General features: G+C 74.3%; 10 protein-coding genes. 9 read left to right on the top strand and 1 reads right to left on the bottom strand.

Annotation, left to right across the window (positions count from 1 at the left end):
- Window positions 1–6 precede the first annotated feature (6 nt).
- From dhbC to BGP73_RS05880, 9 genes are all read left to right on the top strand, one after another.
- Window positions 7–1284, top strand: coding sequence for an isochorismate synthase DhbC (gene dhbC / locus BGP73_RS05920; protein WP_374701122.1), 1278 nt, complete (start codon window positions 7–9; stop codon window positions 1282–1284).
- Window positions 1281–2984 carry a (2,3-dihydroxybenzoyl)adenylate synthase gene (locus BGP73_RS05915; protein ID WP_244501100.1) on the top strand — a complete coding sequence of 568 codons (1704 nt, stop codon included), beginning with the start codon at window positions 1281–1283 and terminating at the stop codon, window positions 2982–2984. Before dhbC ends, BGP73_RS05915 begins: the two co-directional genes overlap by 4 nt.
- 58 nt (window positions 2985–3042) lie before the next feature.
- Window positions 3043–3675, top strand: a complete 633-nt coding sequence (locus tag BGP73_RS05910; protein WP_069812393.1) for an isochorismatase family protein — start codon at window positions 3043–3045, stop codon at window positions 3673–3675.
- 6 nt (window positions 3676–3681) lie between these two features.
- Window positions 3682–3921: a phosphopantetheine-binding protein gene (locus BGP73_RS05905; protein ID WP_069812392.1), complete on the top strand. Its 240-nt coding sequence runs from the start codon at window positions 3682–3684 to the stop codon at window positions 3919–3921.
- Complete coding sequence (locus BGP73_RS05900) at window positions 3918–8051, top strand: non-ribosomal peptide synthetase (RefSeq protein WP_079127238.1); 4134 nt, start codon at window positions 3918–3920, stop codon at window positions 8049–8051. Before BGP73_RS05905 ends, BGP73_RS05900 begins: the two co-directional genes overlap by 4 nt.
- Before the next feature lie 232 nt (window positions 8052–8283).
- On the top strand, window positions 8284–9114 hold the full coding sequence (locus BGP73_RS05895; protein WP_306303449.1) for a 4'-phosphopantetheinyl transferase family protein: 831 nt from the start codon (window positions 8284–8286) through the stop codon (window positions 9112–9114).
- A gap of 332 nt (window positions 9115–9446) precedes the next feature.
- Window positions 9447–9689 (top strand): DUF1049 domain-containing protein, encoded by a 243-nt coding sequence (locus BGP73_RS05890; RefSeq protein WP_069812391.1) that lies wholly within the window; start codon window positions 9447–9449, stop codon window positions 9687–9689.
- 83 nt (window positions 9690–9772) lie between these two features.
- Window positions 9773–11260 (top strand): CoA transferase, encoded by a 1488-nt coding sequence (locus tag BGP73_RS05885; RefSeq protein ID WP_069812390.1) that lies wholly within the window; start codon window positions 9773–9775, stop codon window positions 11258–11260.
- Window positions 11261–11305: 45 nt separating this feature from the next.
- Window positions 11306–11932: a GNAT family N-acetyltransferase gene (locus BGP73_RS05880; RefSeq protein ID WP_069812389.1), complete on the top strand. Its 627-nt coding sequence runs from the start codon at window positions 11306–11308 to the stop codon at window positions 11930–11932.
- Here the strand turns inward: BGP73_RS05880 and fes are convergent.
- Window positions 11875–13191, bottom strand: a complete 1317-nt coding sequence (fes, locus tag BGP73_RS05875) for an enterochelin esterase (RefSeq protein WP_069812388.1) — start codon at window positions 13189–13191, stop codon at window positions 11875–11877. The two genes, BGP73_RS05880 and fes, sit on opposite strands and share 58 nt — an antisense overlap.
- Window positions 13192–13340 lie beyond the last annotated feature (149 nt).

Raw genomic sequence — 13340 nt, 5'->3', positions numbered from 1 at the left:
CACCAGGTGACAACGGCTCACGAGGCCGCCGTACCGGCTCCCACCCAACCCCCCACGCCCCGGCCGCCCAACACCGCGGGCCTGCGGGCCGCCGGCGGGACCGTCGGAGCGGCCACCGCGCTCCTCGACGACTACCGGGGCGGCGAGGCCCGCTTCTTCGCCTCGCCGACCCGTACCCTGCTGACCCACGGAGTCGAGCGGCCCGTACCGCACGGACCGCGCCCCCTGCCGGAGCGGGTCGCCGAGACCCTGCGGGAGGCCGGCGCCGCCGGGGCCGCGGCACCCGTCGTCGTCGGCGCGGTGCCCTTCGACCAGACCGCGCCGTCCGCCCTCACCGTTCCCGCGGGCGTGCGCTGGGCGCCTCCGCTGGCGAAGGACCCGCTGGTGGCGCTGGAGGCCGCGGCCCCCGCGACGACCGGCTGGGAGGTCCGGCCCGTACCCGAGCCGGAGGTCTACGGCGCCTCGGTCGCCGAAGCCGTGCGGCGGATGGCGCGCGGCGACTTCAGCAAGGTCGTCCTCGCCCGCACCCTGGAGCTCTCCTCCGCCCGGGGCCTGGACCTGCCCGCGATGCTCCAGAGGCTCGCCCGGCGGGACCCGGGCGGCTACACCTTCGCGATGCCGACCGGGGCCCCCGCCGGCCCCGACGGGCGCCCGGGCTGCGACCGCACGCTGATCGGCGCCAGCCCCGAACTGCTGGTCTCCCGGCGCGGCGGGAGGTTCGTCGCGAATCCGCTCGCCGGCTCCACACCGCGCAGCTCCGACCTGGCCGAGGACGTACGCCGCGCCGCCGCCCTGCTGGACTCCGCCAAGGACCTGGCGGAGCACGCCATGGTCGTCGACGACGTGCGCCGGTCACTGGAGCCGTACTGCCGGAGCATCGACGTACCCCGGCGTCCCACGCTGGTGCGGACGGCCGCCATGTGGCACCTGTCCACCACGGTCACCGGTGAACTGACGGACCCGGAGAACACCTCCGCCCTCGAACTGGCCTGCGCCCTGCACCCCACTCCGGCCGTCTGCGGCACGCCCACCGCGACCGCCCGGGAGGTCATCGCCGAGTTGGAGCCCTTCGAACGCGGCTTCTTCACCGGCGTCGTCGGCTGGGGGGACGCGAACGGCGACGGCGAGTGGGTCGTCACCATCCGCTGCGCCGAGGCCGAGGAGAACCGGCTGCGGCTGTACGCCGGAGCCGGCGCCGTCGCCGCCTCCTCCCCGGAGGCCGAGACCGCCGAGACGGGGGCCAAGTTCCGTACCTTCCTGCACGCCGTGGGAGCCGACCTGTGACCGTGAACGATCACGCCGCCGTGGAGGAACCGACGGCCGCACAGCCCACCTGGCCCGCCGAGTACGCCCAGCGCTACCGCGCCGCCGGCTGGTGGCGCGGCGAGACCTTCGGCCAGATGTTGCGGGAGCGCGCCGAGGCCCACCCCGACCGGATCGCCGTCGTCGACCCGGCCGACGGGCCGTCCGGTGCGCTGAGCGAGACCGGCGGACGCCGCTGGAGCTACCGGGAGCTGGACCAGCGCGCGGACCGCCTCGCCGCGGGGCTCCGGGCACGCGGCGTCCGTAAGGGCGACCGGGTGGTGCTCCAACTTCCCAACATCGCCGAGTTCTTCGAAGTCGTCTTCGCGCTGTTCCGGATCGGCGCCCTGCCCGTCTTCGCGCTGCCGGCCCACCGTGCCACCGAGATCGGCCATTTCTGCCGGTTCACCGAGGCGGTCGCCTACGTCATCCCCGATGTGCACGGCGGCTTCGACTACCGTGAGCTGGCCTCCCGGATGCGCGCCGAAGTCCCCACCCTGCGCGAGGTCCTCGTGGTCGGCGACCCGGGTGAGCACACCGCCCTGGAGTCGGTGGCCGCGGCGGGCGAGCCGGTCGCCGGACCGCCGCCGGCCGACCAGCGACCGGCCCCGGGCGACCTCGCCTTCCTCCAGCTCTCCGGAGGCAGCACGGGCGTACCCAAGCTCATACCGCGCACCCACGACGACTACATCTACTCGCTGCGCGGCTCCAACGAGATCTGCGCCGTCGACGAGCACAGCGTCTACCTGTGCGCCCTGCCGGCGGCCCACAACTTCCCGCTCAGCTCCCCGGGGACGCTCGGCGCGCTCTACGCAGGCGCCCGGGTGGTGCTCGCCCCGAGACCCAGCCCCGACACGGCCTTTCCCCTGATCGAACGTGAGAAGGTCACCATCACGGGGCTGGTGCCGCCGCTGGCCCTGGTGTGGTTGGAAGCCGCGCCCGAGAGCACCGCCGACCTCTCCAGCCTGGAGGTGCTGCTCGTCGGCGGCGCCAAGTTCAGCTCGGAGGCCGCCCGCCGGGTCCGGCCGACCCTCGACTGCACGCTCCAGCAGGTCTTCGGCATGGCGGAGGGGCTGGTCAACTACACCCGGCTGGACGACCCCGAGGAGACCATCGTCACCACCCAGGGCCGCCCGATCTCCCCGGACGACGAGATCCGGATCGTCGACGACCAGGACGACGACCTGCCGGTGGGAGAGACCGGGCACCTGCTGACCCGCGGCCCGTACACCATCCGCGGCTACTGGAAGGCGCCCGAGCACAACGCGCGCGCCTTCACCGCCGACGGCTTCTACCGCACCGGTGACGTGGTCCGGCTGACCGAGACCGGGCACCTCGTCGTCGAGGGCCGGGCGAAGGACCAGATCAACCGGGGCGGTGAGAAGGTGGCCGCGGAGGAGATCGAGAACCACATCCTCGCCCACCCGGCGGTGCACGACGCCGCCGTGGTCTCCATGCCGGACGACTACCTCGGCGAGCGGACCTGCGCCTACGTGATCCTGCGGGAGAACACCGGACCGCTGAAGCCCGTGGAGATGAAGAAGTTCGTGCGCCAGCGCGGTCTGGCCGCGTACAAGGTGCCCGACCGCGTCGAGTTCGTGACGGCCTTCCCCGCCACCGGCATCGGCAAGGTCAGCAAGAAGGACCTCCGGGCGGCCATCGCCGCCCGACTGCGCGACTGATCCCTGACAGGTCGCCAGCCCGCGTGCGGAACCCCCCGATCCCCCCGAAAGGCACCCCGTGGCTCTCCCCGCCATCGCCCCCTACCCGATGCCCGATCCGGCCTCGCTGCCGGCCAACCGGGTCGACTGGAGCTTCGACCCGGACCGCGCCGTCCTCCTCGTCCACGACCTCCAGCAGTACTTCCTGCGCGCCTTCACCCCGGGGCGGTCGCCGGTCACCGAACTGCTGGCGAACGTCGCGCGGTTGAAGAAGGAGTGCGCCCGGCTGGGCGTGCCGGTCGTCTACTCCGCGCAGCCCGGGGGACAGAACCCGGCCGAGCGCGGCCTCCAACTGGACTTCTGGGGCCCCGGCCTCCCCGACGACGAGGCTCTCGCGGCGATCCCGGAGGCGGTGGCGCCGGTCGAGGGCGACACCGTCATCACCAAGTGGAAGTACAGCGCCTTCGTCCGCTCCGACCTGGCCGAACGGATGGCCTCCCAGGGCCGCGACCAGTTGGTCGTCGTCGGGGTCTACGCCCACATCGGCGTCATGATGACCGCCTGCGACGCCTGGATGCGCGACATCAAGGCCTTCCTCGTCGCCGACGCACTCGCGGACTTCTCGGAGCAGGACCACCGGATGGCCCTGGAGTGGGCCGCCGCCAAGTGCGCCGTCGTCACCACCACCGAACGTCTCGTAGAGGGGAAGTAGTCAACCATGGACGCCACGGCGATCACCCTGGAGAAGATCCGTGCCGATGTCGCCGACGTGCTGGGCGAGGAGCCGGCCGACATCCCCGACGACGAGAACCTCGTCGACTACGGCCTGGACTCCGTCAGGATCATGACGTTGCTGGAGCGTTGGCGGCGGGACCACGGAGTCGAGGTCGGCTTCGTCGACCTGGCGGAGAAGCCCGCCCTGGAGGAGTGGGCACCGCTGCTGGGGGCCCGGGCATGACCGTGCGCACCCGGGGCGCCGAGCGGTCGGAGGAGGCGGCGGCGGCAACGGACCCGGCCGGCACCGCGGCGGCCCCACAGCCCCTCCCCGCCGACGGGCTGCCGCTGACGGCCGCCCAGTCGGGCATGTGGTTCGCGCAGGCACTCGACCCGCGGAGCCCCGCCCAGAACACCGCCGAGTACGTGGAGATCCCGGGCCCGGTCGACCCGGCGGTCTTCGCCGAGGCGCTGGACCGTGCCGTCCGGGAGACGGACGCGCTGCGGGTGCGGCTGGTGGAGACGGCCGACGGTCCGCGACAGCTGCCGCTGGCCGTCGGGCCGGCGGCCGACGCGCTCCGCCCCGGCGCGGAAGCACCCGCGCCGGCCACCGGCCGGCCCCTGCCGTTCCCGCTCCGGATCACGGACCTGCGGGGCGAGGAGGCACCGGACGCCGAGGCGCGGGCCTGGATGCGGGAGGACCTCGCACGCCCCTTCGATCTCGGCGGCGGCCCGCTGTTCGCCCACGCCCTCTTCCGGGTCGCCGACGACCGCTGGCTGTGGTACCAGCGCGTCCACCATGCCGTGATGGACGGGTTCGGCTACGCCCTCCTCGCCCGCCGCGTCGCCCAGCTCTACACCGCGCTGGCCACCGGAGCGGAGCCCGCCCCGAGCCCCTTCGGCGGGTTGCGCCAACTCGTGGCCGAGGACGCCGCCTACCGGGCGTCCGACAAGCACCGAGCCGACCGCGAGCACTGGAGCGGGCTGTTCGCCGACGAGCCCGAGGTGCCGCTCCTCGCCGGGCGCACCGCGCTGCCCTCCCGCCACTTCCTCCGCCGTACCGCCCGACTCGCCCCGGAGACCACCGAACGCCTCCGGGAACTGGCCGGACAGGTGCGCGCCACCTGGTCCGAGGTGCTGCTGGCCGCCCAGGCGCTGTACCTCTCCCGTACCACCGGGAGTCCGGACGTGGTGCTCGGGCTGCCCATGATGTGCCGGTTGGGGTCGGCTGCCCTGCGCGTCCCCGGCATGGTGATGAACGTCCTGCCGCTGCGGCTGACCGTCACCCCCGAGGGCACCTTCGCCGAACTCGTCCGTCAGGTGGTCCTCGCCGTCCGGGAGGTCCGCCGCCACCAGAGGTACCGCTACGAGGACATCCGCCGGGACCTCGGTCTGCTCGGTGAGGGCCGCGCCCTCGTCGGCCCGCTGGTCAACATCATGCCGTTCGACTACGACCTGTCCTTCGCGGGTGTCCTCGCGGAGGCGCACAACCTCTCCGCCGGACCGGTGGAGGACCTCACCGTCAACATCTACGACCGCGCCGACGGCTCCGGTCTGCGCATCGACTACGACGGCAACCCCGCCCTCTACGACCTGCCGGAACTCGCCGGACACCAGAACCGCTTCCTGGAACTGCTCAGTCGCCTCGGAGAGGCGGACCCGCACACCCCGCTCGGCCGGCACGCCGTCCTCACCGCCTTCGAACACCAACTGGTGGTCGAGGAGTTCAACGACACCGCCCGCGACCTCCCGTCGACCACGCTCATCGGCCCGATCGAGGCGCAGGCCCGCCGGACACCCCAGGCGCCCGCACTGGTCTGCGGCGACCAGACGCTGAGCTACGCCGAACTCGACGCCCGCGCCAACCGGCTCGCCCGCGAGCTCGTCGCCCTCGGGGTGCGCCCGGGGAAGCTGGCGGCCATCGCCCTGCCGCGGTCGGTCGAGCTGATCACGGCGCTGCTCGCGGTACTGAAGGCCGGCGGCGCCTACCTGCCGCTCGACCCCGAATACCCGGCGGACCGGCTGGCGTACATGCTCCAGGACGCCGCCCCGGTCTGCGTCCTCACCGACACCGCCACCCGCGGGGCGCTGCCCGACGGCGAGGCGCAGGGCCCGCCCGTGCTCGTCCTCGACGACCCGGAGCTGGAACGCCGGCTGGCGGGTCACCAGGCCACCACGCCGGCTCGGCCGCTGACCCCGCACCACCCGGCGTACGTCATCTACACCTCCGGCTCCACCGGGCGTCCCAAGGGGGTCGTCGTACCCCACTCGGCGATCGACAACCGGTTGCGCTGGATGCAGGCCGAGTACCGGCTCGCCCCCGAGGACCGGGTGCTGCAGAAGACGCCCTCCGGCTTCGACGTGTCGGTGTGGGAGTTCTTCTGGGCCCTGCGCGAGGGTGCCACGCTCGTGGTCGCCGAGCCGGGCGGCCACCGGGACCCGGCCTATCTCGCCCGGACGATCCGCCAGCAGCGGATCACGACCGTCCACTTCGTGCCCTCGATGCTCCAGGTGTTCCTCGCCGAGCCGACCACCGCGGACGGCTTGGCCGCCGACGGCCTGCGGCAGGTGTTCTGCAGCGGTGAGGCGCTGCCCCGGGAGAGCGTCGAGGAGTTCCACCGGGTGCTGCCCGGGGTGGCGCTGCACAACCTCTACGGACCGACCGAGGCTGCCGTCGACGTCACCTACCACCCCTGCGAGGCCGGGGCCCGCGGGCCGGTGCCGATCGGCCGACCGGTCTGGAACACCAGGCTCTACGTCCTGGACGACGCCCTCCAGCCCTGCCCGCCGGGCGTGCCGGGCGAGCTGTACCTGGCCGGCGCCCAACTGGCCTCCGAGTACCTGGGCCGGCCCGAGCTCACCGCCTCCCGCTTCCTCGCCGACCCCTACGGAGCCCCCGGCAGCCGGATGTACCGCACCGGCGACCTCGCCCGCTGGCTCCCGCACGGCGAGGTCGAGTACCTCGGCCGGACCGACCACCAGGTGAAACTCCGCGGCCTCCGGATCGAACTCGGCGAGATCGAGTCCGCGTTGACCGAGGACGCCACCGTCGGCGCCGCCTGCGTGGTGGTCCGTGAGGACCGACCCGGCGACCAGCGGCTGGTCGGCTACGTGACACCCGCGGCCACCGGCGGCGCACCGGCGCCGGACGGCGAGGCCCTCCGGGAACGGCTGGCCGTCCGGCTACCGGACTACATGGTGCCCGCAGCCGTCCTCACACTGCCGGAGTTCCCGCTCAGCCCCAACGGCAAGCTGGACCGCGGGAAGCTGCCGGCACCCGGCCCCGTCGTCGGCACCCGGGGCCGCGCGCCGCGCACCCACCAGGAGGAGACCCTCACCCGGCTGTTCGCCGAGACGCTCGGGCTGACGCGGGTCGGAGTGGACGACGGCTTCTTCGACCTGGGCGGGAACTCCCTGCTCGCGGTGCGGCTGGCAGCCCGTATCCGGGAGGCCTTCGGCGTGCGACCGGACATCGGGGCGCTGTTCCAGGCGCCCTCACCGGCGATGCTCGCCGACTGGCTGGGCCGAGCCGGCGGTACCGAGCCCGACGGTGCCGGAGCGGGCGCCGCCGCCCCCGACGAGGGGCTCGGCGTACTCCTGCCGCTTCGGGCCGCCGGCGACCGAACGCCGCTGTTCGTCTTCCATCCCGCGGGCGGGATCAGCTGGTGCTACTCCGGCCTGCTGGCCGGGCTGGGCCCGGACCAGCCCGTCTACGGACTCCAGGCACGCGGCCTGGCCGTACCGGAACGGCTCCCCGGCAGCATGACGGAGATGGCCGAGGACTATCTCGCTCACCTCCGCAAGGTGCAGCCGCACGGCCCCTACCGGCTGGTCGGCTGGTCGGTCGGCGGAGTCGTCGCGCACACCGCGGCCGTGCTGCTCCAGGAGGCCGGTGAGGAGGTGGAGTTGCTCGCGCTGCTCGACGCCTACCCCTCCGACCAGTGGCGTGACCAGGCCATCCCGGCTGAGGAGGACGCCGTAGGCGCCCTCATGCGGATGGCCGGCTTCGACCCGCGGCGCGGAATGGGCCGGGCCCAGGTCATCGACTTCCTCCACCAGGAGGGGAGCGCGCTCGCCAACCTCTCCGATCACACGCTGAACGCGGTGGTGGAGATCGTGGTCAACAACGCCCGGCTGATGCGCTCCCATGACCACCGGGTCTTCCGGGGTGACGTAGTCTTCTTCACCGCGGCGGCGCCGCGTGAGGAGTACTGGCTTACCAGGGAGGCGTGGGCGCCGTACGTCACCGGCGCGCTGCTCAACCACGATCTCGACTGCCTGCACCCGCAGTTGATGCAGGCGGAGTGGATCGCGGAGATCGCTGCCGTGCTGGCCCCCCGCCTCACCGACGACCCGGAGGAGCAGGAGAGTTGACCGCCCGCAGCCGCTTCGAGGCGCTGGGAGGAACGCCGGGGAGCATGGCACCGAGTGTCATGCTCCCCGGCGGGGTGCCCACCCACCGGAAATCACCTGACACGGCCGCGAAGTCGCGGCGGTGGCCGGGCTCCCGGTCGGCACCGGGCGGTCGGCGCACCGCCCGTGGGCCGGTTTCCCACCGCCCCTGCCCGGCCCACGACGACCGCCGGAGCGCCGGGGACGGCGCGGCGTGAGGGGGTCGATCCACGCGGGCGCCACCGGAGCCGTCACCCCGCACACGCTGCCGACCGGACCGGTCGCGCCGCGGCTGCTGGAGCGAGACCTGGACCCGGCGGCGGGCGACGCCGCGCTCTGGCTGGTCGGGGTGGCCGAGCACGCTTCCCCCGGTTCCGGCGGTGACCGGGCGGCTGCCGAGCAGAGCCTGCTGAACCCGGCCGAGCGCAGCAGGGCCGCCGCCTTCGTGCGCCCGGACGACCGGGACCGCTACCAGGTGGCGCACACCGCGATACGGCGACTGCTCGGCGCCTACCTCGGGACGGAGCCGGCCGCCGTGGATTTCACCCGCGAGGCCTGCCCCGGCTGCGGGGGCCCGCACGGTCGCCCGGCCGTCCCCGGCAACCCGCTGTACTTCTCGCTCTCCCACTCCGGGGACTTCGTGCTGCTCGCCTTCGCCCGGGCGGCCGTCGGGGCCGACATCGAGGAAGTGCCGGCGGCGGGGACCGCGGCGGAGATCGCACCCTCCCTGCACCCGGCGGAGCGGGCGGAGCTGGCAGCACTCCCGGCCTCGGCGCGGGCGGCCGCCTTCGCCCGCTGCTGGACGCGGAAGGAGGCGTTCCTCAAGGGCACCGGCATCGGACTGGCAGAGGACCTTTCCCACACCTACGTCGGTGCCGGCCCCGTGCCGGGGGCGCCGGAGGACTGGCGGCTCACGGATGTCCTCGTCCCCGCCCCCGGCTCCCCGGACGGCACCGGACACCCCGGCTACGCCGCCGCCTGTGCCGTCCGCCACCACGACGGCGGCCCCGCCGCCGACCCCCGCCTCACCCGTACGGCGGAGTAGTCGGAGACGGCGGAGGCCGCTGCCCCGACCCGGCGGGCGCGGGGCGAGCGCCACGGCGCAGCGCCCGCACGCCCGGCGTACGTCCCGACCGAGCCCGTCCCCGGGGCGGCCCCGCCAGGCCGCCCACCCGCCTCGCCCATCAGCGCCGCCGGACGCCGGGACCTCGCCTCCCGGGGCCACGGGACGGACCGCCGGAGCACCGCCGGACACCCTTGGGCGGCGGCCGACCGGCGAGCAGCCGGGCCGCACCGGAGCCATCCTGGTACCGGCGGGCCACCGCCGACTCCCGAGGGAGGAAGCCGGCCGAACTCTGTGGAAAGGGTCCGGACACCATGAGCCCCAAGACGGCGAGATCGACCGAAGGAGCCGGCCGGAAGCTGGTCACCGTCCCGACCAGGGTCGTCGTGGCCGTGCTCACCGTCCTCACTCTGATCTTCATCTTCGAGAACAACCGGCAGACCCGGATCCGGGTCATCGTGCCGCAGATCACCATCCCGCTGTGGACGGCCCTCCTCGGCACCTTCGTCGTCGGGGCGCTGTGCGGGGCCTACCTGTTCACCCGCCGCCGCCGATGACGTCCCCATCGCCGCTCTCAGCGGACAGACCCTGCCCGACGCGCCCCTGGCGGCCCGGTGACACTGAGTGCCAGACTGACTCCATGAATCGACGGGGTAACGCCACGGCCCAGGCCTGGGCGGCCCTCGGCGGAGACGCCGGGCTGCTTGAGCGAGTCGACCACGTGGAAGGCGGGCGGTCGCTCGTCTCCCGACTACCGGTGATGGCACTCGCCCGGTCCACCGTGGCCGCCTGCTCGCTGGCCGCTGCCGAACTCGCCGCCCGGCGGACGGGAGCACCGGTGCCGCGGGTACGGGTGGACGACGCGGCCGTCGCCACCGCCTTCCTGAGTGAGCGGCTGCTGCGCGTCGAGGGGCGCGCACCGATGAACTTCGCCCGGCTCTCCCGTTTCTGGGAGACCGCGGACGGCTGGCTGCGCACCCACGCCAACTACCCGCACCACCGAGGCCGGCTCCTGTCCGCACTGGGCGTCGACACCTCCGGCGGGGACGTCCCGGCGGTCGAGAGACTCTCCGCCGTCCTCGCCGAGCGCAAGGCCGAGGAGGTCGAGGAGAAGGTCTACGCGGCGGGTGGACTGGCCGTGGCCCTACGGGGCCCGAAGCAATGGGCCTCCCACCCCCAGGGGGCGGCGGTGGCCGCCGGTCCGCTGGTCGCGCTGGAACCGGCCACGGGCACCTCCGTCTCCCCCTCCGCCGGCACCGACCGGGGCGGGGCCGACCCCGCCCGCCCCGCGGCGGGGATCAGGGTGCTCGACCTGACCCGGGTGATCGCCGGCCCGGTGGCCACCCGAACCCTCGCGCTGCTCGGGGCCGATGTGCTCCGGGTCGACCTGCCGGGGCTGGCGGAGAGCCAGGACCTGTACGCCGACACCGGCCTGGGCAAGCGCTCCGCCTCCCTGGACCTCGCCGACAGCACCGACGGGGCCGTCTTCGAGGAACTGCTGTCCACGGCCGATGTGGTGGTGACCGGCTACCGGCCCGGGTCGCTCGACGGGTTCGGGCTGTCCCCGGAGGCGCTCCTCGATCGCCGACCGGGACTGGTGGTCGCCGAACTCAGCGCCTGGGGGCCGGGATCGGCCCGTGCGGCAACGGCCGGCAGGGCCGCCCCCTGGGCCGGCCGGCGCGGATTCGACAGCCTGGTGCAGGTGGCCTGCGGGATCGCCGCGACGGAGGCGGGACCGGACGGGCGTCCCGGGGCGCTTCCGGCACAGGCGCTGGACCACGGCAGCGGCTACCTGCTGGCCGCCGCCGTGCTGCGGGCGCTCACCGAGCGGCTGGACGACGGCGGCGGGCGGCTGGTGAGCCTGTCGCTGGCCCGTACCGCCGGTTGGCTCCTGGAACTCGCCGAGGATCCGGAGACCCGGGATGCGGAGCAGGTCTCCCAGGGCGGTGGACAGGGGGCCGGCGACGCCGTCGCTCCCGCCGAAGACCCGGTGGCGAACCTCATCGAACGCACGGGACCGCTGGGCCGGATGCGCTACGCCCGCAGTCCGGTCCGCTACGAGGGCGGCCCGGCGGACTGGGCCGGACTCCCCGGCCCCTTCGGCGGTGACCGACCCGCCTGGAGCTGAGCGCCGACTCTGGAGCCGGGCGGAGCCGCCCCCTACGATGCAGCGGTGGGCGAGACGGACTACCTCATCACCGGGCACCGAGTGGGCGTCCGCGACCTTCGGGCGGCGGACTGCCGGGAGTACATCGCGCGGGTGCGGGAGAGCGCGGAACTGCACCACCCCTGGGTCTCCCCGCCCGCCACCGCCGAGGAGTTCAACGCCCGGCTCGGGACGCCGGGCCGCCGCGGCTACGCCGTGTGTGAACTGGCGACCGGCGGGATCGCGGCCGGAGTGGCGATCAACAACATCGTGTACGGCAGCTTCCGGTGCGGTGCGCTCGGGTACTCCGCCTTCGCTCACGCCGCCGGCCGGGGCCTCACCAGAGAGGGGATCGGCCTGGTCATCCGGCACGCCTTCGACCCCGGCGGGCTCGGCCTGCACCGGCTGGAGGCCAACGTCCAACCGGCCAACGACCGCTCCCGCCGGCTCGTCCGCGGGCTGGGCTTCCGCCTTGAGGGCCTCTCGCCCGACTTCCTGTTCGTCGACGGCGCCTGGCGCGACCACGAGCGGTGGGCCATCACCAGCGAGATGCCGCTCGCTGGGGCGCGGCCCGCTGACGAGCCGGCGGTGCCCGCTCAGCCGCCGAGCGCCTCGGGAAGCGCGTCGGCCAACTCACTCCGCCAGCACAGGTAGTCGTGGCCGCCGTTGAACTCCCGGTAGGAGACCTCGTAGCCCTTGCGCCGCAGCACCTCACCCAGTCGTCGGTTGGCGGGCAGCAGCACCCACTCCTGCTCACCCGCCGAGAGCCAGAACCGGACGGCCTCCTCGGGCGCCGGGGCGGGGCGGCTCTCGACGGCGCCGGTGAGCCACTGCGCCTCCGGCCCGTCCGGCCACCAGAAGGATCCGGACTGGGCGAGGACGTTCCCGAAACGGTGGGGGGCGCGGAGCGCCGTGTAGGCCGCGGTCAGACCACCGAGGCTCTGACCGCCCAGCACGGTGCGCCGGGGATCGGCGCTGAGCGGCCACCTCTCGGCGGCCCAGGGCAGCAACTCGGTCTCCAGGAAGACCGCGAACCCCGCGTGGCAGGAGAGTTCGGTCCAGCGGGTGTGATTGTCCACGGACTCGGGGAGCAGGGCGACCAGCGGCGGGATGCGGCCGTCGGCGATCAGGTTGTCGAGCAGTGTGGAGACGGACAGCTCCGGCTGCCACATCTCACCGTCGAACAACACGAGCACCGGCAGCCCCGTTCCGGCGGCACCAGGAGAGCCCGGCCCCCGGGCCGCGGCCTGCCCCGCTGGGCTGTACACCCACACCCGGCGCTCGTTGCCCAGCGTCCGGCTGCGCACCGTGTGCACCGAGACCGCCCCGCGCGGCACCCCCGGCCGCGGCTCCCAGTCCGACTGTTCGGGTGCCTCCGGAAGCGTGACCACGGACAGCGGGGCACCGCCCCACCGGCGGGGGAACTCCGGGCGGGCGCTGAGCGGATCGGGCCTGGCCTGGCCGCGAAGCCACTGCCAGTAGGCGGCTCGGTCCGCCGCCGGTCCCGCGGGGTCCGGTCCATCACCCTCGTCGACGCAGAGCGCGTAGGTGGCCCGCCAGTCCCGGCGCATCCGCACCGACCAGTGCCAGACGTCGGTGCCGGGAACCGGACGGAGCAGGTTGGCCTCCGGAGCGCGGGGATCGGCGACCTTGTTCGGCAGGGCCAGTACCGCGCGGGTCCCCGCGCCGCCCCGCCAGAGGAAGGTGACCACCGCGTAGGCGGGGTCGCCGGCCGGGTCGGGCTCGACCAGCGGGGTTCCCTCCGCGGTGACCTCGGCCCAGAACTCCTCCACCCGTTCCGGGGCGGCCGCCAGCGCCGCCACCCGAGGGCTGCGGGCGAGTTCCAGTGGGGCGGGGCGGGGGATGCGCGGGGGGCGCTCCGGTGTGCCGGTCGGCGCGAGGGGCAGCGGCATCGGGGGAGACCTCCGGGCGGACGGGGCGGGCGGGCAGCCCGAAGTAAGGGTCACCTTACCTGGTCGCGCCGCCAGTGACGCTCCCCGCCTCGTACCCGCTCGCACAGGGCCGGTCGGCTGATCTTCCGCCGCCATTCGGTGGTGCGGGC

The organism is Streptomyces sp. TP-A0874, assembly GCF_001748085.1.
In the GTDB taxonomy this organism is placed as follows: Bacteria; Actinomycetota; Actinomycetes; order Streptomycetales; family Streptomycetaceae; genus Streptomyces.
Note: the sequence above shows the minus strand (reverse complement) of the source record. Positions and strands in the feature narration are given on the sequence as shown.

Coding starts and splice junctions, on each gene's coding strand:
- BGP73_RS05890 (WP_069812391.1), top strand. CDS start 9,447: ATGAGCCCCAAGACGGCGAGATCGACCGAAGGAGCCGGCCGGAAGCTG.
- fes (WP_069812388.1), bottom strand. CDS start 13,191: ATGCCGCTGCCCCTCGCGCCGACCGGCACACCGGAGCGCCCCCCGCGC.
- BGP73_RS05885 (WP_069812390.1), top strand. CDS start 9,773: ATGAATCGACGGGGTAACGCCACGGCCCAGGCCTGGGCGGCCCTCGGC.
- BGP73_RS05900 (WP_079127238.1), top strand. CDS start 3,918: ATGACCGTGCGCACCCGGGGCGCCGAGCGGTCGGAGGAGGCGGCGGCG.
- BGP73_RS05905 (WP_069812392.1), top strand. CDS start 3,682: ATGGACGCCACGGCGATCACCCTGGAGAAGATCCGTGCCGATGTCGCC.